This window comes from Alkalibacterium sp. f15 (assembly GCF_049389645.1).
GTDB lineage: Bacteria > Bacillota > Bacilli > Lactobacillales > Carnobacteriaceae_A > Alkalibacterium.
This window is the reverse complement of record NZ_CP186540.1, coordinates 253,785-275,449: the sequence shown is the minus strand read 5'-3', so window position 1 is coordinate 275,449 and position 21,665 is coordinate 253,785. Positions and strand designations below refer to the sequence as shown.

16 protein-coding genes and 1 riboswitch are annotated in these 21,665 nt (G+C 38.7%); of the genes, 15 read left to right on the top strand and 1 reads right to left on the bottom strand.

Going from position 1 to position 21,665, the window contains the following annotated elements; all coding sequences use genetic code 11:
- The first annotated feature begins 155 nt into the window (after positions 1 to 155).
- From ACO1PF_RS01395 to pnp, 14 genes are all read left to right on the top strand, one after another.
- Positions 156 to 2,390, top strand: coding sequence for a DNA internalization-related competence protein ComEC/Rec2 (locus ACO1PF_RS01395; RefSeq protein ID WP_423189595.1), 2,235 nt, complete (start codon positions 156 to 158; stop codon positions 2,388 to 2,390).
- Between the two features lies 1 nt (position 2,391).
- A complete protein-coding gene (gene holA / locus ACO1PF_RS01390) occupies positions 2,392 to 3,423 on the top strand; it encodes a DNA polymerase III subunit delta (protein WP_423189594.1) in 1,032 nt (343 codons plus the stop codon).
- Positions 3,424 to 3,580: 157 nt separating this feature from the next.
- Positions 3,581 to 3,835, top strand: coding sequence for a 30S ribosomal protein S20 (rpsT, locus tag ACO1PF_RS01385; protein WP_423189593.1), 255 nt, complete (start codon positions 3,581 to 3,583; stop codon positions 3,833 to 3,835).
- Between the two features lie 92 nt (positions 3,836 to 3,927).
- Positions 3,928 to 5,913, top strand: coding sequence for an excinuclease ABC subunit UvrB (uvrB, locus tag ACO1PF_RS01380; RefSeq protein WP_423189592.1), 1,986 nt, complete (start codon positions 3,928 to 3,930; stop codon positions 5,911 to 5,913).
- Positions 5,914 to 6,247: 334 nt separating this feature from the next.
- Complete coding sequence (gene pyrR / locus ACO1PF_RS01375; protein WP_423190479.1) at positions 6,248 to 6,781, top strand: bifunctional pyr operon transcriptional regulator/uracil phosphoribosyltransferase PyrR; 534 nt, start codon at positions 6,248 to 6,250, stop codon at positions 6,779 to 6,781.
- A gap of 277 nt (positions 6,782 to 7,058) precedes the next feature.
- Positions 7,059 to 7,979 carry an aspartate carbamoyltransferase catalytic subunit gene (locus ACO1PF_RS01370; RefSeq protein ID WP_423189591.1) on the top strand — a complete coding sequence of 307 codons (921 nt, stop codon included), beginning with the start codon at positions 7,059 to 7,061 and terminating at the stop codon, positions 7,977 to 7,979.
- A 14-nt stretch (positions 7,980 to 7,993) separates the two neighbouring features.
- On the top strand, positions 7,994 to 9,277 hold the full coding sequence (locus ACO1PF_RS01365; protein WP_423189590.1) for a dihydroorotase: 1,284 nt from the start codon (positions 7,994 to 7,996) through the stop codon (positions 9,275 to 9,277).
- Positions 9,274 to 10,365 carry a carbamoyl phosphate synthase small subunit gene (locus ACO1PF_RS01360; protein ID WP_423189589.1) on the top strand — a complete coding sequence of 364 codons (1,092 nt, stop codon included), beginning with the start codon at positions 9,274 to 9,276 and terminating at the stop codon, positions 10,363 to 10,365. The genes ACO1PF_RS01365 and ACO1PF_RS01360 overlap by 4 nt, the downstream gene beginning before the upstream one ends.
- A complete protein-coding gene (gene carB / locus ACO1PF_RS01355) occupies positions 10,358 to 13,537 on the top strand; it encodes a carbamoyl-phosphate synthase large subunit (RefSeq protein ID WP_423189588.1) in 3,180 nt (1,059 codons plus the stop codon). The genes ACO1PF_RS01360 and carB overlap by 8 nt, the downstream gene beginning before the upstream one ends.
- A gap of 33 nt (positions 13,538 to 13,570) precedes the next feature.
- Positions 13,571 to 14,497 (top strand): dihydroorotate dehydrogenase, encoded by a 927-nt coding sequence (locus ACO1PF_RS01350; RefSeq protein WP_423189587.1) that lies wholly within the window; start codon positions 13,571 to 13,573, stop codon positions 14,495 to 14,497.
- Entirely contained in the window at positions 14,490 to 15,212 is a 723-nt protein-coding gene (pyrF, locus tag ACO1PF_RS01345) for an orotidine-5'-phosphate decarboxylase (protein ID WP_423189586.1), read from the top strand. The genes ACO1PF_RS01350 and pyrF overlap by 8 nt, the downstream gene beginning before the upstream one ends.
- The gene (gene pyrE, locus ACO1PF_RS01340; protein ID WP_423189585.1) at positions 15,209 to 15,835 is read left to right on the top strand and encodes an orotate phosphoribosyltransferase; all 627 of its coding nucleotides are present in this window, start codon (positions 15,209 to 15,211) and stop codon (positions 15,833 to 15,835) included. The genes pyrF and pyrE overlap by 4 nt, the downstream gene beginning before the upstream one ends.
- A gap of 139 nt (positions 15,836 to 15,974) precedes the next feature.
- Positions 15,975 to 16,244 (top strand): 30S ribosomal protein S15, encoded by a 270-nt coding sequence (rpsO, locus tag ACO1PF_RS01335; protein ID WP_423189584.1) that lies wholly within the window; start codon positions 15,975 to 15,977, stop codon positions 16,242 to 16,244.
- Between the two features lie 225 nt (positions 16,245 to 16,469).
- Positions 16,470 to 18,599 carry a polyribonucleotide nucleotidyltransferase gene (gene pnp, locus ACO1PF_RS01330; RefSeq protein WP_423189583.1) on the top strand — a complete coding sequence of 710 codons (2,130 nt, stop codon included), beginning with the start codon at positions 16,470 to 16,472 and terminating at the stop codon, positions 18,597 to 18,599.
- Positions 18,600 to 18,685: 86 nt separating this feature from the next.
- Here pnp and ACO1PF_RS01325 read toward each other — a convergent pair whose 3' ends face one another.
- The gene (locus ACO1PF_RS01325; RefSeq protein WP_423189582.1) at positions 18,686 to 19,669 is read right to left on the bottom strand and encodes a biotin--[acetyl-CoA-carboxylase] ligase; all 984 of its coding nucleotides are present in this window, start codon (positions 19,667 to 19,669) and stop codon (positions 18,686 to 18,688) included.
- Positions 19,670 to 19,844: 175 nt separating this feature from the next.
- Here ACO1PF_RS01325 and ACO1PF_RS01320 point away from each other — a divergent pair, with 175 nt between their 5' ends.
- The gene (locus ACO1PF_RS01320; protein ID WP_423189581.1) at positions 19,845 to 21,527 is read left to right on the top strand and encodes a ribonuclease J; all 1,683 of its coding nucleotides are present in this window, start codon (positions 19,845 to 19,847) and stop codon (positions 21,525 to 21,527) included.
- Between the two features lie 24 nt (positions 21,528 to 21,551).
- Positions 21,552 to 21,658: riboswitch (TPP riboswitch) on the top strand.
- Positions 21,659 to 21,665: the final 7 nt, after the last annotated feature.

Here is a 21,665-nt window from a genome sequence, read left to right as displayed (position 1 = left end):
TGTCTTATTAATGCGAAGAAAAAAATGAATGTCTGATGATAGGGAATATAGTGTATGCGGCTTTAGTATTATTGGTTATGGCTATTACTATGACTACTGATTTTTCGTTTCTAACGCTATCAATATCTATTTTAGTTTGTATAAGAGTCATCTTGTTGAAAAATCAACGGCTTTTATTTTGGTCTATAATGTTGGGTTTGTTATTTTATGCAAGAGTGATCTATATATATCCGATTGAGGCAACCCTCTCAATTTCTGAGAATGTAAGAGTCGATATTGACGTCAAGGAAACCAGTTTAAATATCGATGGAGATAAATTGACGTTTGAAGGAACAATAATAGAAAATGGAAGAAAGGAAAAAGTGATAGTCAGTTATTATATAAAAAATGAAAATGAAAAAGAAGAATTAAGAAATTCTGCTCCTAAAAGTTTTTTAGTGGAAGGCACTTTTTCCGAACCAAATGAACCGACTAATTTTCATCAATTCAACTATAAAAATTATTTGAAAAACAAACAAATCTATTATATGTTAACTGCTTCAACTTTAGAAGTTGTGGAGCAGAATAGATTTAATCAATTTCATGTTTATAGTGTGGATTCGTTTAGACAGAAAATACTGACACATGTAGACCAGACAATGACTAAGCGCACAGCCATCTATACCAAAACACTTTTATTTGCTGATAAACGCACCTTTTCATCCGACGTCATGCGTACGTTTAAAGAATTGGGCATTGTACATTTATTGAGCATTTCAGGCTTACACGTGGTGCTTGTTGTTGATATGATAAAGAAAACGTGTCGCAGAGCAAGAATAAGCACTGAAGCCACGAGCGCATCCCTGCTCTTGTTTTTGCCTTTATATGGTTTCACTACGGGTTTCGGTGTAAGTGTTTTTAGAGCAATCGGACAAACGTGGCTTAAGATGATAAGTGAAAAAATGAATGTACCGCTTACTACCTTGGATTGCTGGTCGCTTATGCTACTCAGTATCCTATTTGTTCAGCCTTATAGTGTTTACACGGTAGGGTTTCAGTTAAGCTATTTAATAAGTTTTATTATTATTATGTTCACACAGCAGTCGATTTTTAATCAGTGGTCAAAGCTCAAAGCATATATAGGCTTAAATTTATGCATATTGATTTGTTCTATTCCTGTTTTAACCTACCACTTTTATGAATTTTCGTGGGGTGTACTTATTTTGAACAGTCTTTTCATCCCGTTTATTGCGACAGTATTATTACCGATAATAATAGTGAATTTTCTTCTCTCTCTTTTCATACCAACGTCCAGCCTTTTCAGCTATAGCCTACGAGTATTGGATAACCTGATCGTAATTATGGAAGAATTAGGTGATGGGATGGCTTCGAATATATCTTTTACTATTATTACAGGGAGGTTGTCCCAAATAAGTTACTTATTATTGATAAGTTTCATTGTCATGCTGCTTTTGTTGATTGAAAAAAATAGCAATAAGACTTTCATTATTGTACCGCTAGTGGGTATCATGATGTGTGTCTATTCTGTTCGCTACACGCCTTACGGGCAAGTATTAATGATCGATGTGAATCAGGGAGAAGCGATATTGATCAGAGAACCATGGGGAAAAGGGAATTATCTCATCGATACGGGTGGTCAGAGTGAATTTTTAGTTGAAGAATGGAAAAAGAGGGAAAAAGAATTTAGCGTAGGTGAAAATATCGTTTTGCCGGTGCTGAAATCTGAAGGTGTACATAAACTTGACTCTGTTATTATTACACATCCAGACATTGATCATTATGGTGCACTGCTTGATATTATTAGTCAAATAAAAACTAAGCAGGTCGTTTCTGCAAAAGCCACTTTTTTACAAGCAAATTTTCAGACGTTGTTTCCTTCTATAGAGAAATATGGCACAATAATTAAAGAGGTAAATGAGGGAGCGAGTGAGAATCTTCCTTCCAACACTGTGGCGATCCTCTCAAACGATACATTTGCAGGAATAAATAGAAATAACAGTTCTTTGGTTGTGTTAGGATTGATAGGGAATAGAACATGGTTGTTTACAGGGGACCTTGAAGCTGATGGAGAAAAAGAATTACTCGCGAAGTATCCTAACCTAACTGTTGATGTGTTAAAGGTAGGTCATCACGGCAGTCAAACATCGACACATGCAGAATTTTTAAAACAGCTGAATCCGGAAGTAGCATGGATTTCTTGTGGAAAAAATAACAGATACGGCCATCCGCATGACAGTGTTATCGAAAAGATAACAGAATTGGATGCGATGATTTTTAGAACGGATCATGATGGGGCCATCAGGTATAAATTTACTGATCGTTTACGCAGAGATAATATTGATAAGCGCTTGTTTTCTTTTGAACCTAAAAAAGAACGAAGAGGAGAATGAGATGAAATCTGTAATAAAACAAATTGATGAAATCAATAAAGAGAAGTTGAAAGCTGTTTATGCGATTATCGGAACTGAAAGCGTACTTATAGAAGAAGTGACCAATGCTTTAACAAAAACAATAAAAAACAAACAAAAAGATGAAATGAATATTTTGCATTTTGATTTAAATGAGACAAGTATAGATGATGTCATTTTTGAAGCAGAAAGTTTCCCGTTTTTTGGAGGGCAGAAATTAATATTTGTTCATTCCAGTCATATTTTTACCGGGAAAAAGATTTCATCAAATATAATACACACCCCCACATTACTCGAGAGTTATCTGAACAATCCTTCTGATTTTTCGATTCTCGTGTTTATTGCACCCTATGACAAACTGGACAAGAGGAAAAAGGTGACAAAAGCATTATTAAAGCTTTCAGAAGTCATCGACGTTACACCAGCTACCGAAAAAGAGACGGTAGATTATTTAAGAATGTATCTTAAAGAAAGGGATTTTAAAATTTCGAAAGAATCTTTTGAGCGTTTATTGCAATTGACCGATAGGAATTTGTCCAAGGCAAAGAATGAATTAGACAAATTAATGGTCTATCACGTTGAAGACAAATTGATCACTATTGAATCGATAAATAAACTTGTTTCAAAATCCCTGGAACAAAATATTTTTGAGTTGAATGAAAAAGTATTGAAGAAGAATGTTAAAGAGTCGATTGAACTGTATCAGGATTTGCTGCATCAAAAAGAAGATCCAATTAAAATACTCGCTTTGATGATCGGCCAGTTCAGATTGTTGCTCCAAGTAAAAATCCTAAGAAAAAAAGGGTATCAGCAGGCGGATATCGCTAGTATCTTGAAAATTCATCCTTATCGTGTTAAATTGGCTTTACAAATGGAAAAATTATTCAAGCAGGAGGCATTATCCCAGGCTCATCATTACTTGATTACTGCCGATTATGAAATTAAGAGTGGAAAAGTAAATCCGGAAATGCAAATCGAGCTCTTTATCTGGAAGTTTTCATCAATGAACGAGTGAAGATAAAAAGAAAAAAAGTTTTCATTGAAAATATAAGTAATGTGATGTAAAATGGGGAATGTTGAATAAACAAATTTACATGGTCTAGATAATACTGTTTTATTACAGTATCCATTTAAATCCAACTATATGTTTATTAATTAAGGAGTGTTTTACAATGCCAAATATGGAACAAGCTGAAAAACGTCAAAGACAAGACGTGAAAAAGAGAGCAAACAATGTGAGCCAAGTTACATCAATGAAAACAGCTAAGAAGAAATTCTTAGAAGCTGCAAACAATGATGCAGACAACGCACAAGACTTATATGTTAAAGCTGTAAAAGCAATTGATAAAGCTTCATCAAAAGGTCTGATTCACGAAAATAAAGCTGCTCGTGACAAGTCACGTTTAAGCAAAAAAGTAGCTAAATAATTTTTGAAGTATTCTCATAAGACATAAGTCTTTGAGAATACTTTTTTTATGATAAAATATTAGCGAACAGTTTTATGTAAAGGAGTGTTAGCATGGCCGAGCAAAGGTTCAATTTAAAATCGCTTTTCGAGCCCAGTGGAGATCAGCCTGAAGCGATCAAGCGGTTGGTACAGGGGATCAACGACAATCTAAAAGAACAAGTTCTTTTAGGAGCTACAGGGACAGGAAAGACTTTTACGATGTCAAATGTTATTCAACAGGTTAATAAACCAACATTAGTCATGGCACATAACAAAACGTTAGCTGGTCAACTGTACACTGAGTTTAAAGAATTCTTTCCAGATAATGCAGTAGAATATTTTGTGAGTTATTATGACTATTATCAACCAGAAGCATATGTTCCGTCCACTGATACATTTATTGAAAAAGATGCCAGCGTAAATGATGAAATTGATAAACTGAGACACTCAGCAACTAGTTCATTGCTTGAAAGACGCGACGTTATTGTAGTGTCTTCTGTTTCTTGTATCTATGGATTAGTTAATCCAGAAGATTATAGAGAACATGTCTTATCTTTACGTTCCGGGATGGAGATCAGCAGAGAAGCATTACTGCGCCGACTCGTTGATATGCAATTTGAACGCAATGACATTGATTTTCAGCGTGGACGATTCAGAGTGCGTGGGGATGTCGTTGAAATTTTTCTAGCTTCAAGAGAAAGTGAAGCTATCAGAGTCGAATTCTTTGGAGATGAAATAGATCGAATCAGAGAAGTGGATGTCTTGACTGGTGAAGTTAAAGCCGATCTGGCTCATGCAGCTATATTTCCAGCCACTCACTTTGTTTCAAACGATGAACAGACGCGTTCAGCTATCGATTCCATACAGGCGGAATTAAAAGATAGGCTCGAAGAACTGCACAAAGAAAATAAATTACTGGAAGCTCAGCGACTCGAACAGCGGACGAACTATGACCTTGAGATGATGATGGAAATGGGTTACTGTTCGGGTATCGAGAACTACTCCAGACATCTAGACGGACGAAAACCAGGGGAATCGCCGTATACGTTGTTGGACTTCTTCCCCAAAGATTCACTCTTTATTATTGATGAATCACATATGACCATGCCGCAGATAAGAGGCATGTACAAAGGGGACAGAGCACGTAAGCAACAACTGATCGATCATGGATTCAGATTACCTAGTGCGCTCGATAATCGTCCACTCCGCCTTGAAGAATTTGAAGAAAGAGTGCCACAAATCAATTATATTTCAGCGACCCCGGCAGAATATGAGATGAGCCGGTCAAGCCAAATCGTAGAACAAATTATTCGACCAACCGGTTTACTGGATCCTATTATTGAAGTAAGACCAATCAAAGGACAGATAGATGACATCATTGAAGAAATCAATAAACGGATCGAAAAAAACGAACGAGTCTTCATTACAACGTTAACTAAGAAAATGTCGGAGGATTTAACGGATTACCTTAAAGAAGTCGGCATCAAAGTGCAGTACCTTCACAGTGATATAAAAACATTGGAACGGACTGAGATCATCAGGGAGCTTAGAATAGGCAAGTATGATGTATTGATAGGAATCAACTTGCTGCGAGAAGGTTTAGATGTTCCCGAAGTCTCATTGGTCACGATTCTTGATGCTGACAAGGAAGGGTTCCTCAGAAGTGCTCGAGCGCTGATTCAAACAATGGGACGCGTGGCCCGAAACGAAAATGGGCGTGTCATTATGTATGCGGACCGTATTACCGATTCCATGCGAAAGGCGATTGATGAGACCGAGAGACGTCGTGCCGTTCAAGAAGAATACAACGAGAAGCACGGTATTACTCCGACAACGATCAAGAAAGAAGTGAGAGAACTTATCAAGATCTCCACGTCAATTGGTGAAGACGAGCAGGGCTTGTCTGAAGAAACAATCAAAAACTTATCACGAAAAGAACGAAAAGAACTCATTGAAACAATGGAACTGGAAATGAAAGAAGCTGCTAAAGAGCTGAATTTTGAAAAAGCAGCTGATTTAAGAGACATTGTAATGGAACTGAAAACAAAGTATTTATAAATTTGTTGGAATAGATTGACTTTATAGATTGAAACCTTTAGAGTTAACTCAATTGAATAGCAATCCTTTAAAGATAGTCCAGAGAGACTAAGAAGGAGCAGCAGGTTCTTTATACGTACCCGTGAGTACTGATAAAGTCCCTTTGAACAGGTGAGCTTTAATTTGTTTACCTCTTCATACCTATATAGAAATATTTGGGAGCACTCTTATCTTAACTGGATAAGAGTGCTTTTTTTATTGGATTCTATTCAAGATCTGGCTATAGGAAATTAATAATAGCTCGTAAAAAAGGATCACTCACTGATCATAACCAGGAGGATAAATAATGCAGAAACTGTCTAAAGTTGAAGTAGTCAATGATGTAGCGATGGAACGAGCATTGATTCGAATTACTTATGAAATAATCGAAAAGAACAAAGGCATTGAAAACCTTGTTCTTGCCGGAATAAAGACAAGAGGTGTATTTCTTGCTCACCGCATTGCAGATAGAATAAAACGACTTGAAGGTGAAACAATCGAAGTGTTGGAACTGGATGTGTCCTACTATCGGGACGATAACGAAGGGAGAGATTCTAAAAAGCAGACTTTTCCCGTTGATAATGCAACGATAAAAGGAAAGAAAGTTGTTATTATAGATGATGTACTTTACACTGGCCGGACCATACGAGCAGCACTGGATGCAGTTATAAATTTGGGACGACCAGACAAAATCTATCTAGCTGTTCTAATTGATCGAGGGAACAGAGAGTTACCAATACGAGCAGATTTTGTTGGTAAAAACATTCCAACTTCTCGAGAAGAAACCATTCAGGTCTCCTTAAAAGAAATCGATGAAACCGATCAGGTGAATATTTTAAAAAAACAGTGAATTTGAATAATTGTGAACTTTAAAGGGTGTCCCGTGAGACACGAAAGGTCGCAGGAATAAACAAAAGAGGTAGAAAAGTGTGCAAAGCTTTAAAGTAGATAGGCCAGATAACTGATGTATGAGATGGGCATCTATTTTAAAATAGTAAACACAATTCTGAACCGTTTTTTGTGGAATCCTTTAGACCTAGTGCCGTTATGGCGCCGGGTCTTTTTTTTCAGACAAGTAGATGTTGACTATACTTTTTTATCGGAAGAGATTTTAAGGGAGGATTCTTATGACTAAATTGAAAGCAAAACGTATGCGTCATTTTGTATCATTGGAACAGTATGACAATCAGGAAATCATAGAGATGATCGAATCAGCAATAGAGTTTAAGCGACAGGCTAAATTCCCAACCTATACTGAGAATTACGCGATAAATTGTTTTTTTGAACAGAGTACCCGTACACATAAAAGTTTCGAGATGGCAGAACGCAAAATGGGAATGCAGGTGCTTGATTTTCAACCTGCAATGAGTAGTGTAAAGAAAGGAGAGAGTTTGTATGATACTGTTCTGACACTTCAGGCAATTGGCGTCGATATCGTCGTCATCCGTCATAGTGAAGAAGCCTACTATACTAAACTGATCGAAAGTGACAGCATTAAGTGTTCGATTATCAACGGAGGAGACGGGACCGGACAACATCCAAGTCAATCTTTGCTTGACTTGATGACCATCTACGAAGAGTATGGATCATTTGAAAACCTTGAAGTAGCAATATCGGGGGATTTAACCCATTCAAGAGTTGCCAAAAGTAATATGCAGATACTTAAACGTTTGGGAGCTAAGCTTTATTTTACAGGTCCTCAGGAATGGTATGAACCTTCTTTTGAAGAATACGGAACATTCACAACGATCGATAAGCTGATCGATCAAGTGGATGTTATGATGCTGCTGCGCGTTCAGCATGAAAGACATCAAGAAACTGACTTAAGGTTTTCTAAAAACACCTATTTGCAAAAATATGGCATCACATTTGAAAGAGAGTCCAGAATGAAAGAATCAGCCATTATTATGCATCCTGCCCCAGTTAATCGAGGGGTTGAAATCGAGGACAGTCTGGTTGAGTGTGAGCGTTCTAGAATTGTCAGACAAATGGAAAATGGAGTTTATGCAAGAATAGCAATTATCGACTCGGTCCTTAAGCATAGATAAAGGGAGGAATGAACATGTCACTATTAATTAAAAATGCAGCCATCATTAAGAATGACAGTCAGACTCATTTAGTCGATATTTATATAACTGATAAAAAGATAAATACAATTGGACAAAGTTTAAACCATCCTGCTGATATTATTATTGATGCCAAGGGTAGACTGGTGACACCAGGACTTATTGATGTTCATGTTCACCTGAGAGAGCCGGGAAATGAATACAAAGAAACAATAAAAACAGGAACTAAAGCGGCTGCACGAGGAGGATTTACGACGGTTTGTGCAATGCCTAATGTTGATCCTGAACCTGATACAGTTGTAAATCTTGAAAGAATATTGGAAATTATTTCTCAAGATGCAAGTGTGAAAGTAAAACAGTATGTGCCCATTACTAGAGGGCTCACATCTGAAGAACTGACTGATCAGAAAGAACTGCTAAAAGCGGGGGCATTTGCTTTTACTAATGACGGAGTAGGCGTTCAGACGGCGGGCATAATGTATGAAGCAATGAAGGAAGCTGCTATGCTGGGAACGACGATCGTGGCTCACACAGAAGATGATTCTCTCTTGTTTGGAGGAGGTGTGATGCATGAAGGAACAAGGAACAAAGAGTTGGGTTTACAGGGAATGCTACAGCTGACCGAATCTACTCAAATTGCTAGAGATGTATTACTCGCGGAAGAAACGGGCGTGCATTATCATGTCTGTCATGTTTCAGCTAAAGAGAGCGTCAGAGTGATAAGAGAGGCCAAACAGGCAGGCATTCATGTCACAGCAGAAGTTACCCCTCATCATCTGTTGCTCTGTGAAGAAGATATTCCGGGTGATACGAGTCAGTACAAAATGAATCCACCGCTTAGAGGCAAAGAAGATCAGTTAGCCTTGCTTGAGGGTTTACTTGACGGGACTATCGATGTGATCGCAACAGATCATGCTCCTCACAGTGATGAAGAAAAAAATGGTTCAATGGTCGGTTCTCCATTTGGTATCGTCGGAAGCGAAACAGCTTTCTCACTACTCTATACCTATCTGGTGAAAACAGGCAAGGTCACGCTCAAGAAGCTAGTAGACAGCTTAACTGACATACCCTCACAAGTATTTGGTTTTGATACAGGTGTAGTCGAAGTAGGCGCACCGGCGGACTTGGCCTGTTTCGATTTAGACAATGAAACGGTGATCAGGAAAGAAGATTTTCAGTCCAAGGCATCCAATACACCATTTTTAGGATGGAAAGTAAATGGATCGACAGTATTCACAATTGTGGATGGACAAGTGGCTTATGAGGAGGGGATCCGATGAAGAAAAGACTACTGGTGTTGGAAGATGGAACAGTGTTCAGAGGATATGGGTTTGGTTCAAGTAAAGAGACCATCGGAGAGGTCGTTTTCAATACAGGTATGACAGGGTATCAGGAATCTATTACAGACCAGTCCTATAATGGCCAGTTATTGACGTTTACTTATCCCCTGATTGGAAACGCAGGAATCAATCGGGACGATTACGAATCGATCGTTCCTACGACTAAAGCAGTGATAGTTAAAGAATATGCCAGAAGACCTTCTAACTGGAGAAGCCAGATGAACTTAGATGAATTTTTAAAAGAGAAAGATATCCCTGGTCTTATGGGCGTTGATACCAGAAGACTTACAAGAGTGATTCGCGAACACGGGGCAATGAAAGCTATTTTGACAGATGATACACGAGAAATCAATAAAATCATACAGCAGTTATCCCAAACGAAGCTTCCCAGAAACCAGGTCGAACAAGTTTCGACGACAAGACCTTATGTGAGTCCTCAGACAGGACGAAAAGTCGTCGTAATAGATTACGGATTAAAGCATAGTATTTTACATGAGTTGAATAAACGGGAGTGTCATGTCACTGTACTCCCGCATGATACAAATGCTGAAACAGTATTAAATTTAAATCCTGATGGTGTCATGTTGACCAATGGACCTGGCGACCCGAAAGATTTGCCTTATGCCCATGAAATGATTAAGCAGTTGCAGAAATACGTTCCGATTTTCGGTATTTGTTTGGGACATCAGCTGATTGCTTTAGCAAATGGGGCAGAGACTTTTAAAATGAATTTTGGACATAGAGGGTTCAATCATCCAGTCAGAGAAATCGTAACTGGAAAAATAGATTTTACATCTCAAAACCATGGCTATGCAGTTTCTAAAGAATCGATCAACAAAGAAAAACTAATGGTCACACACTTGGAAATAAACGATGGGACAGTTGAAGGGTTAAGACATCGACTTTACCCGGTTTTCAGTGTCCAGTATCACCCTGATGCAGCCCCCGGACCACATGATGGAGCAGGGCTGTTCGATCAGTTCATTGAATTAATGGACGCATGGAAGGTGGAAAAAAAAGATGCCTAAAAGAACAGATATCAGTAAAATTTTAGTTATCGGTTCCGGCCCGATCGTTATTGGACAGGCAGCTGAGTTTGACTACGCGGGCACCCAGGCCTGCTTAGCTTTAAGAGAAGAAGGGTACTCCGTCGTTTTGATCAACTCTAACCCGGCTACTATCATGACAGATAAAGAAATCGCGGACAAAGTGTATATAGAACCGCTGACATTGGAATTTGTTTCCAAAATATTACGCAAAGAGCGACCCGATGCGATCTTGCCAACTTTGGGAGGACAGACGGGGTTAAATATGGCTATTCAGCTGGATACAGCCGGTATCTTGGAAGAGTTGGATATCGAACTGCTCGGGACCAAGTTATCTGCTATAAATCAAGCTGAAGATCGTGATCAGTTTCGTAACCTGATGCGCGAACTGAATGAACCTGTTCCAGACAGTGAAATCGTCCATACGATAGAAGAGGCAGTCGCTTTTGCGGATGAAATAGGCTACCCGCTGATCGTTCGTCCGGCATTTACAATGGGCGGAACAGGTGGAGGCTTATGCGACAATGAAACTGAATTGAGGGAAATCGTAGCGAACGGAATAAGTTTATCACCTTTGAGTCAATGTCTGGTAGAAAGAAGTATAGCTGGATACAAAGAAATCGAGTATGAAGTCATGAGAGACCATCATGATAATGCGATGGTCGTATGTAATATGGAAAATATAGATCCTGTCGGCATCCATACAGGAGACTCGATCGTCATAGCACCCAGTCAGACATTAACAGATAAAGAATATCAGCTGTTAAGAGATGTCTCATTGAAAATTATTCGAGCGTTGAAAATAGAGGGTGGATGCAATGTGCAATTAGCATTGGATCCGCATAGCTTCAACTATTTCATCATCGAAGTCAATCCACGGGTGAGCCGTTCTTCGGCGTTGGCGAGTAAAGCGACAGGATATCCTATCGCCAAACTTGCGGCAAAAATAGCAGTTGGTCTGACGCTGGATGAGATGAAAAATCCTGTGACACAAACAACTTACGCTCAGTTTGAACCGGCCCTTGATTATGTGGTTGCCAAGATACCTAGGTGGCCATTTGATAAATTTGAAACAGGAGACCGAACACTGACTACTCAAATGAAAGCAACGGGAGAAGTAATGGCTATCGGTCGTAGTATTGAAGAAAGTTTGTTGAAGGCTATCCGCTCACTGGAAATTGGAGTCAGTCACATTGAATTGGATAGTTTGAAATCAGTGACCGATGACCAGTTGATCGCCAAAACGGTCAAAGCCCAGGATGACCGGTTGTTTTATTTAGTTGAAGCTATTCGCAGGAAGTTTCCTATAGAAGAACTAGCACAATTAACAAAAATCGATCTGTTTTTTTTAGATAAGCTCCTGCACATTGTTGAAATTGAGGATATGCTGGAAAAGAATAAAGGCGATTTAAAACAGCTGCTGTATGCGAAGCAATTTGGATTTTCTGACAAAGCTATTGCTAACTTATGGCAAAGAACAGAACAGGACATCAGTGAGTTGAGAGAAGAACATGGGATACAACCAGTATTCAAGACAGTGGATACCTGTGCGGCTGAGTTTGACTCTGCTACACCTTATTTCTACAGCACGTATGAAGAGGAACAGGAAAGTGTTGTGACGGAAAAAGAATCCATACTGGTATTAGGATCTGGTCCGATAAGAATCGGACAGGGCATTGAATTTGATTATGCTACAGTACATTCTATCAAAGCGATTCAGGAAGCCGGGTATGAGGCGATCATCATGAACAATAACCCTGAAACGGTCTCAACTGATTTTTCAATCTCAGACAAACTATACTTTGAACCGTTAACTCTAGAAGATGTCATGAATGTCATAAAACTTGAGAAACCCAAAGGTGTCATTGTTCAGTTTGGAGGACAGACAGCCATAAACCTTGCTGAACCACTGGAAAAATTGGGAGTGACAATTTTAGGTACAGCCGTTGAGGATTTAGATAGAGCTGAGAACCGAAATGCTTTTGAAAAAGCATTGAAAGAAATGGCCATACTTCAACCAGAAGGAAGTACGGCAACGACCGATACACAAGCACTAACTATCGCTGAAGGGATAGGGTACCCGGTACTGGTTCGACCAAGTTATGTCTTAGGCGGCAGAGGAATGAAAATCGTGTATAATCCTTTAGATTTGTCAAAGTATATGAACGAAGCTGTGAAAATTTCTTCAGAGCATCCCGTACTGATCGACCGCTACCTGATCGGGTGTGAAGTAGAAGTAGATGCCATCTGTGATGGGAAGAATGTTATGATACCCGGCATAATGGAACACATTGAACGGTCCGGTGTACATTCTGGGGATTCTATGGCTGTTTACCCACCTCAGCATCTGTCTCAAAAAATCATTCAGACTATAGTGGAGTACACACAAAAACTCAGTATTGGTCTTAAATGCTTGGGATTGATGAATGTTCAGTTCGTTGTACATGACGAAACGGTTTATGTCATCGAAGTGAATCCGCGCGCAAGCCGCACATTGCCTTTTTTGAGTAAGGTAACAAATATCCCGATGGCAAAAATTGCCACAAAAGCCATATTAGGATCCTCTATCATTGAACAGGGATACGAACCCGGATTATGCAGCACACCAAATCTCGTACATGTCAAAGCGCCCGTGTTCAGTTTCTCTAAACTCCTTAAAGTGGATGCTTCACTTGGCCCTGAGATGAAATCAACTGGGGAAGTGATGGGGAGCGATAAAACATTAGAAAAAGCTCTTTATAAAGCCTTTGAAGCGAGCGATATGCATTTGCCGGATCACGGCAAAGTATTATTCACTATTTCTAATGAGGATAAAGAAGAAGCCGTAGATTTGGCCAGACGATTCTATGAGCTTGGGTACTTGATTTTAGCCACACAGGGTACAGCAAAAACGCTCGAAGAAGCAGACATCCCGGTAAAGGTGATTCATAAAAAAAGTGAAGACAAAGAAGAAACTATCCTGGAAAACATCTTGTCAGACCAAGTAGATCTTGTAGTCAACACAATGGGGAAAAATATCGACGCCGTACAAGATGGCTTTTCCATACGAAAAGCGTCGATTGAAAAAGGTGTGCCGCTCATGACTTCACTGGACACTGTTTCAGCTATTATAAGCGTATTGGAATCCAGAACATTTTTAACCGCTGCTTTATAAGCTGTCTTTAATAAATTTAATGGAGGAGTCTCAATGACTAATATAAGTGTATCTTTACCAGGTCTGTCAATGAAAAATCCGATCATGCCAGCCAGTGGTACTTTCGGCTTCGGAGACATGTATCATGATCTGTATGATTATAATAATTTAGGAGCTATTGTACTGAAGTCAACGACAATACAAGCGAGAGTCGGTAATAAAGACCCGAAGTTTCATCCTTTGAAAAATGGTGTTCTTAACTCGGTAGGACTTAAAAATCCCGGTGTTGATGTTGTTGTCGCTGAAAAGCTATCCAGCCTAGCGAGGTTCTCGACGCCTGTTATCGGTAGTGTGGCTGGAGAAACAGAAGATGAGTTTGTAGAAGTGGCTAAAAAACTCAACCAATCCGATATAATCAGTGCGATCGAGTTGAATGTTTCGTGTCCCAATGTAAAAGAGGGGGGCTTAACCTTTGGAGTGGATCCAAAAATTGTGGAACGTATCACTAGAAAAGTGAAGCGGGCAGTTACAGTACCTGTTTATGTCAAACTGACCCCCAATGTGACAGATATCGTAGAGATCGCTAAAGCAGCAGAAGCCGGCGGAGCGGATGGACTAAGTTTGATCAACACAGTGTTGAGTATGAAATTTGATGTGACGACCAGAAAACCGGTCTTAGGAAATACCATGGGAGGACTGTCGGGAGAAGGGATCTTCCCAATTGCCGTTCGCATGATCTATCAAGTCTCTCATGCAGTAAGCATACCAATCATTGGAATGGGGGGCGTCCAGACTACAGACGATGTCATTCAAATGTTTTTGGCAGGAGCATCTGCTGTAGCTATCGGAACAGCAACTTATAAAAATCCGATCGTAATGAATGACATTATCGCTCAATTACCTAAAAGAATGGAAGAACTGGGGATCGATTCTCTCGAAGGACTGATTCAAGAAGTGAAAGAAGGAAGACTCAATGGATAATAAACCGATCATAGCCTTAGATTTTTCCACTCAAAAAGAAGTCTCACAATTTTTAAGTGCATTTCCAGATCAGCAGTTGAATCTGAAAGTTGGAATGGAACTCTTCTATCAGCAGGGTCCTTCTATAATCTACTCGTTAAAAGAAGCTGGGCACGATGTGTTTTTAGATATCAAGCTGCATGATATCCCGACTACTGTAAAGAAAGCCATGACAGGCATTGCCCGTTTAGGAGTAGACATGATCAATGTGCATGCTGCCGGAGGGAAAAAGATGATGGAAGAAGCTAGAGAAGGCTTAGAGATAGGCACACCTGCTAACGAACGGAGACCTTTACTTCTTGCAGTTACACAATTGACCTCTACTTCTGAAGAAATGCTCAGACAGGAACAACGTTGTGAATACACTATGGCACAAAGCGTGCTTCATTATACCGGGTTAGCCCATGACGCTCAGGCAGATGGTGTGGTATGCTCTGCTCATGAGGCAGCTAGCATAAAGAAAAAACTGGGAGATGGATTTTTGCGAGTAACACCCGGAATTCGTTTGAATACTGAAATGAGAGATGACCAGCAGCGTGTTGCCACACCTGCAATGGCGCGGGAATTTGGAGCCACTCATATCGTTGTAGGACGGACCGTAACGCAATCTTTAAATCCCGTTGACGCATACTTAGAAGTTTTACATCAGTGGAAAGGGGAACAACCAATAATATGATCAGTAAAGAGACTATACCAGAAGAATTGTTAAGAATTGGTGCTGTCAATGTAAGGCCTAAAGAACCATACACATGGACTAGCGGAATGAAAAGTCCCATCTACTGTGACAATCGATTAACAATGAGTTATCCAGTGGTGAGAGAGCAAATCGTGACAGCTCTTGTAGAGTTGATAATGAAATACTATCCAGAAGTTGAGGTGATTGCTGGAACAGCAACAGCAGGGATCCCGCATGCGGCCTGGGTTGCCGATAGACTGACGCTTCCTATGGTCTATATTCGTGGTGAAGCAAAAAAACACGGCACAGGAAAGCAGATTGAGGGAACCTTTAACTCGGGAGCCAAGCTTGTAGTCATCGAGGATTTGATTTCTACTGGGCAAAGTGTAATAGATGCGGTAAGTGTCGCGAAAAATCAAGGCGCAGAAGTTCTTGGAGTGGCTGCTATTTTCACATATGAACTTTCCTTAGGCAAGAGTGCCTTCGATGATCTGAATATTGAGAATCATGCAGTTACAAATTATACTAGTCTCGTTCAAGCTGCGTTACGCACCGGTGTGATTGAACAGGATGACTTGGAAACTTTAGAGAAATGGAATAAGAACCCTGAAACTTGGTCATGAGACTTGATTTATTTTAATAAATCATGTAGTATTTGTACAGTGTTAAAAGTAATTTTACACAGAGACCTTTGCTTGGTTTGCCGTATCACCAACGCTTACTCAGTAACAGGATTCATATTATGGAAAGAGGTGGAAAGAAATGGCAATTTCACAAGAAAAGAAAACAGAAATCATTAATGAATATGCTCGTCACGAAGGAGATACTGGTTCTCCGGAAGTACAAATCGCAGTTTTAACTGCTGATATTAATGAATTGAATGAACATGCAAAATTACACAAAAAAGATTTTCATTCAATGCGTGGACTAATGAAAAAAATTGGTCACCGTCGTAACTTGTTAGCTTATTTGCGTAACAAAGATATTACACGTTACCGTGAATTAATTAAAAGACTTGGTTTACGTCGTTAATCGATTGCTTAAACATAGTAGCTCCATCATCTGTTTAGATGTAAGGTAGCTATGTTTGATTATTATCATAAATACAAAGCGAGATTCCAAGGAATCTCGCTTTATTTATAAAAAAAAACAGGACGCCTATCATTCTACTATACAAACGTGATTAGTCTGACTCATTGGAACAATGACGTTTGTTTAGTAGGTATGGCTTCCTGTCAAAATGAAGGAGATAAATGAATGAGTGATAAACAAGTTTTTACAACAGAAATAGGTGGACGCAAATTAACTGTCGAAGTCGGACAAATGGCTAAACAAGCCAATGGCGCAGTTCTCGTTCGTTATGAAGATACGGTCGTTTTAACCGCGGCGGTAGCAAGCAAAAAAGCCAGCACATTACCTTTCTTCCCCTTAATGGTGAACTATGAAGAAAAAATGTACTCTGTAGGCAAAATACCTGGGGGATTTATTAAACGTGAAGGAAGACCGTCTGATAATGCGACATTAACTGCCCGTCTTATTGACAGACCGATTCGACCAATGTTTGCAGAAGGTTTTCGTAATGAAGTTCAGATCATGAACACGGTGATGTCTGTAAATCCAGATAATTCCCCGGAAATGTCTGCGATGTTTGGTTCTTCACTCGCATTATGTGTTTCTGACATTCCATTCAATGGCCCTATTGCAGGAGTAAATGTTGGACGCATTGACGGTGAATTTGTTATCAATCCATCTGAAGAAGCAATGAATCAATCTGATATTCAGCTAACAGTTGCAGGAACGAAACTAGCCATTAATATGGTTGAAAGTGCAGCAAATCAAGTAGCGGAAGAAGATATGCTGGAAGCCTTGCTTTTCGGACACGAAGCTATTAAAGAGTTAGTTGCTTTCCAAGAGGAAATTGTTGAGTCAGTAGGAAAAGAAAAGATGGACGTTACTTTACTTCTTCCCGATCAAGAACTGGAGAATGAAGTTGTTGCAGCTTTTAACGATCAGATGAAAGAAGCGATTCAAACATTTGATAAACAAGAACGTGCTGAAAAAACAGCGATACTTAAAAAATCTATTATTGATAAATATGAAGATGAGTACCTGGATGCGCCAAATCATGCTTCTGTGATCAAAGATGTTAAATCGATTATAGAAGGTATGGAGAAAGACGAAGTTCGTCGTTTGATTACTGAAGAGAACACACGCCCAGATGGTCGTAAAGTGGATGAAATCAGAGCCCTAGATTCTGAAGTGACTATTTTACCGCGTGTTCACGGTTCTGGACTGTTCACTCGTGGAGAAACACAAGCCTTGTCTGTGGCTACACTTGCACCTTTGAATGAACATCAGCATATCAATGGTTTGAGCAGCGAAGAAAGCAAACGGTTCATGCATCACTACAATTTCCCTAATTATTCTGTTGGAGAAACTGGCCCCGTTAGAGGACCGGGCCGTCGTGAAATTGGTCACGGGGCTTTAGGTGAACGTGCGTTACTGCCTGTTATTCCTAACGAAGAAGATTTCCCTTACACGATTCGTTTGGTTGCTGAAGTTTTAGAGTCAAATGGTTCTTCATCACAAGCAAGTATCTGTGCAGGAACACTCGCGTTAATGGATGCTGGTGTACCGATCAAAGCACCTGTTGGTGGAATTGCTATGGGTCTTGTAATGCAAGGCGACAATTATACTGTCTTAACCGATATTCAAGGTCTGGAAGACCACTTAGGAGATATGGACTTTAAAGTTGCGGGGACACGTAAAGGTATTACTGCTTTACAAATGGATATCAAAATTGAAGGTATTACTAAAGAAATTCTTGAAGAAGCTTTAGTTCAAGCTAAAAAAGCAAGATTTGAAATACTTGATAATTTAGAAGCTACGATCAAACAACCACGTGAAGAATTAAGTTTTTATGCACCTAAAATCGAATCAATTAAAATCAAGCCTGCTCAAATCAAAGTTGTTATTGGTAAAGGTGGGGAAACCATCAACAGCATTATCGATGAAACCAATGTTAAAATTGACATTGATGATGAAGGTAATGTTTCAATTTATGGTCAAGATGCAGACGCAATTCAACGTGCGATTAAAATAATCGAAGAGTTAACTGAAGAAGTTGTAGTTGGAAAAATATATACAGGTACAATTAAACGAATTGAGAACTTTGGTGCTTTCGTCGAAATTATCAAAGGAACAGATGGCTTAGTACATGTATCAGAATTATCTGATTCATACATTAAAAATGTTGCTGATGAATTTTCTGTCGGAGACAAATTTGAGGTTAAAGTTACTGAAGTTGATAGTAGAGGTAGAATAAACTTATCACGTAAAGCTGTGATGGCTGAAAAAGCTGAAAAAGCAGACGCTGATAATAAATAATCTATAAACAATAAAAGACCATCCGGATAGGCAAAAAGTTGAGTTACTTTTGACTATATCTGGATGGTCTTTTTTTATTCATTCATTCATACATATCCGTTTAAACCTCTGATAGAGTAATTGAGTGTTCGTAAAGTTCTAGGTATAGCTTCATCATTGTATTGAATAATTAATTCTCCATAATCGTTGATATCTTTAACTAGAGCGACTCGTTCTTCTTCAGAATTAGTGCTCACTTTTATTTCTTTACCAATCAAAAGAGAAGAAGAACGGCAAATAGCTATAAAAGGAGAAGAATCTGAAGACGCTATCCAATCAGAATAAAGTCTGTAAAAGTTTATTGAATAATCACTGATAAGAGCATTTGGATCTATGATTTTGTCATATTCTATTAAAAGTGAAGTTGCTTTTTTTTTTAAATCGGAGTCAAAATCGTCTTTAGCTTTGTTTGTGTTAATACCGATGCCAATTACTACACCTATTAGATTAGAACCGCTAAATTGAGATTCGGTTAGTATACCAGCTACCTTTTTGCCGTTTAAAATCAAATCATTTGGCCATTTTATTTTTGTATCACCAAATTTAGAAAGAGTTAGACATAAAGCGGCTGCAGCTAGCTGTGTAAATAAAGGGATTTGATCATGTGCTATAGTGGGTTTTAAAACAAGAGAGAAGGCAACCGATTTGCCCAAAGTATCGCTCCACTTGCGGCCGAGTCTACCTTTGCCATTTGTTTGATGATCCGTTAAAACAAGTGTATCAGAATTGAAATGATCTAAATTTAACAGTGCGGTGGTATTCGTCGAAGCTAATGAATCTTTAAAGTAGATAGCATTATCCAGCTTCGCAACTTTCAATTTCCCTTCGATCACAGGAGGATGAATTAAAGGTAGAGTGAATGATACTGATTGATTGTTTAAAGAAATCGGATAGCCATTTTTTTTAAGAGATAGGACTAAATCCATGCAGGCTTGTTCAGATTTATCTGATAATTGAGCAAGGCTCGTTAGATCAATACCATTTGGGTAATGGGTTTTTAGCAGTGTGATAATCGATTGACTCGCAGACATAATAGGCTCCTTTAAAAATAACTGAAATCATATGATGCTCAGTATACCGGATAAGTAGGAATTTGCCTACTTATGTGCTATACTTTATATACGATTGTTAACGAACGGACAACACATAGGTGAAAAAAACTATAAAATAATAAGAGCTGAAAAGCTTATTTAGAGGTGGGAAATAGTGAGTAATATTAAAATTATTCCTCTTGGAGGAGTAAGAGAAAATGGTAAGAATTTATATGTAGTGGAATCGGGAGAGGACATTTTTGTCCTTGATTGTGGGCTCATATACCCGGAAGACGAACTCTTTGGTATTGATGCTGTCATTCCGGATTTTAGTTATTTAGAAGAAAATAAAGATAGAATAGCAGGTGTCTTTTTGACACACGGCCATGAAGACGCTATCGGAGCATTACCTTATTTCTTGGATTTATTTGAAGTGCCTGTCTTTGGATCGGAATTGACGATAGAGTTAGCAAAACTGTTTGTAAATAATTCGAATTTAAAACCTTCATTTGATGACTTTCATGTTATTGATGAAAAAACAGAAATTGATTTTAATGGTACAATCGTTAAGTTTTTCCGTACAACACATACGATACCGGATTCGATGGGTATTGCTGTACAAACTGAAGAAGGTAATATTGTCTATACAGGTAACTTTAAATTTGATCAAAGTGCTCAAGATATTTACAGAAGCGATTTATCTCAAATATCAGATTTGGGTAAAGAAGGCGTTCTTGCCTTACTGAGTGATTCAGGGGAAGCCGAAAGTCCTTTTGAAAATGTTTCTGAGAAAAAGGTCCAGGAAGAAGTCTTGGATACTTTCCAAAATACAAGTAGTCGTATAATCGTTGCGGCCGTAGCAAGTAATATTTTACGTATTCAACAAGTTTTAAATGCTGCGCACCATTCTAATCGTAAAGTATTTATAACGGGTAAAAACTTAGAAGCTATTTTAGAAACGGCCTTAAGATTAAATAAATTAACCTTACCGGACGATAATTTAATCGTACCAGTAGATAAAATCGACAAATATAACGATGATGAAATTCTTGTATTAGAAACTGGGGCTGCTGGCGAACCAATCAAAACGCTTAATCGTATGGCAACCGGCAATCACCCGCAGGTCAATATTAAAGAAGGCGATTTGATTTTTATTGCAACAAGTCCCTCAACTGCAATGGAAGTTATGGTTGCGAAAACTGAAAACTTGATCTACCGTGCAGAAGCTACAGTTAAGCATATTTCAGATAACATAAAAGCATCTGGACATGCAACACCTAATGATCTGCAATTAATGATCAATTTACTCAAACCAACGTATTTTATCCCGATTCAAGGTGAATATAGAATGCTAGCTGCTCATGCTAGTTTAGCTCACGAAACAGGTATACCTTATCAAAACATCTTTATTTTGAGCAACGGAGATGTAGTGAGTTATGCTAAAAATAAAATGACTCAAAGTGGCCAAGTCTCTGCTGATAATACTCTTATTGATGGAATCGGTATTGGAGATATAGGAAATATCGTTTTACGAGACAGACGTTTGTTATCAGAAGACGGGATTTTCGTAGCAGTTGTGACGATCGATCGTAAAAAACAAAAAATCGTCTCGAATCCACATATAGTTACCAGAGGATTTGTTTTTGTTAAAGAAAGCCAAGATCTAATAAATGAGTCATCAGAAATCGTAAAAGATATTGTGAATGAGAACCTGGAGCACAATGATTTTGATTGGGGTTCGATAAAACGCGATATAAGAGAAGCTTTAAACAGTCACTTGTTCAAGAAAACAAAAAGACGTCCAATTATCTTACCTGTTATAATGGAAGTAAATCAGAATAGACGTTTCACAAGATAAAGCACTTTGTAGAATAATAAAATAATACTGTACTAGGGGAGTCAATGTGATTGGCTGAGAGTGAACTGATAGTTTAAACCCTTCGAACCTGTACGTTCATGCGTGCGTAGGAAGAGTACTTATTTGAGAAAACAATGT

Excerpts from the sequence above, each read along its gene's own strand:
- holA (WP_423189594.1), top strand. The coding sequence starts at position 2,392 with ATGAAATCTGTAATAAAACAAATTGATGAAATCAATAAAGAGAAGTTG.
- rpsT (WP_423189593.1), top strand. The coding sequence starts at position 3,581 with ATGCCAAATATGGAACAAGCTGAAAAACGTCAAAGACAAGACGTGAAA.
- uvrB (WP_423189592.1), top strand. The coding sequence starts at position 3,928 with ATGGCCGAGCAAAGGTTCAATTTAAAATCGCTTTTCGAGCCCAGTGGA.
- ACO1PF_RS01370 (WP_423189591.1), top strand. The coding sequence starts at position 7,059 with ATGACTAAATTGAAAGCAAAACGTATGCGTCATTTTGTATCATTGGAA.
- ACO1PF_RS01365 (WP_423189590.1), top strand. The coding sequence starts at position 7,994 with ATGTCACTATTAATTAAAAATGCAGCCATCATTAAGAATGACAGTCAG.
- ACO1PF_RS01360 (WP_423189589.1), top strand. The coding sequence starts at position 9,274 with ATGAAGAAAAGACTACTGGTGTTGGAAGATGGAACAGTGTTCAGAGGA.
- carB (WP_423189588.1), top strand. The coding sequence starts at position 10,358 with ATGCCTAAAAGAACAGATATCAGTAAAATTTTAGTTATCGGTTCCGGC.
- ACO1PF_RS01350 (WP_423189587.1), top strand. The coding sequence starts at position 13,571 with ATGACTAATATAAGTGTATCTTTACCAGGTCTGTCAATGAAAAATCCG.
- pyrF (WP_423189586.1), top strand. The coding sequence starts at position 14,490 with ATGGATAATAAACCGATCATAGCCTTAGATTTTTCCACTCAAAAAGAA.
- pyrE (WP_423189585.1), top strand. The coding sequence starts at position 15,209 with ATGATCAGTAAAGAGACTATACCAGAAGAATTGTTAAGAATTGGTGCT.
- rpsO (WP_423189584.1), top strand. The coding sequence starts at position 15,975 with ATGGCAATTTCACAAGAAAAGAAAACAGAAATCATTAATGAATATGCT.
- pnp (WP_423189583.1), top strand. The coding sequence starts at position 16,470 with ATGAGTGATAAACAAGTTTTTACAACAGAAATAGGTGGACGCAAATTA.
- ACO1PF_RS01325 (WP_423189582.1), bottom strand. The coding sequence starts at position 19,669 with ATGTCTGCGAGTCAATCGATTATCACACTGCTAAAAACCCATTACCCA.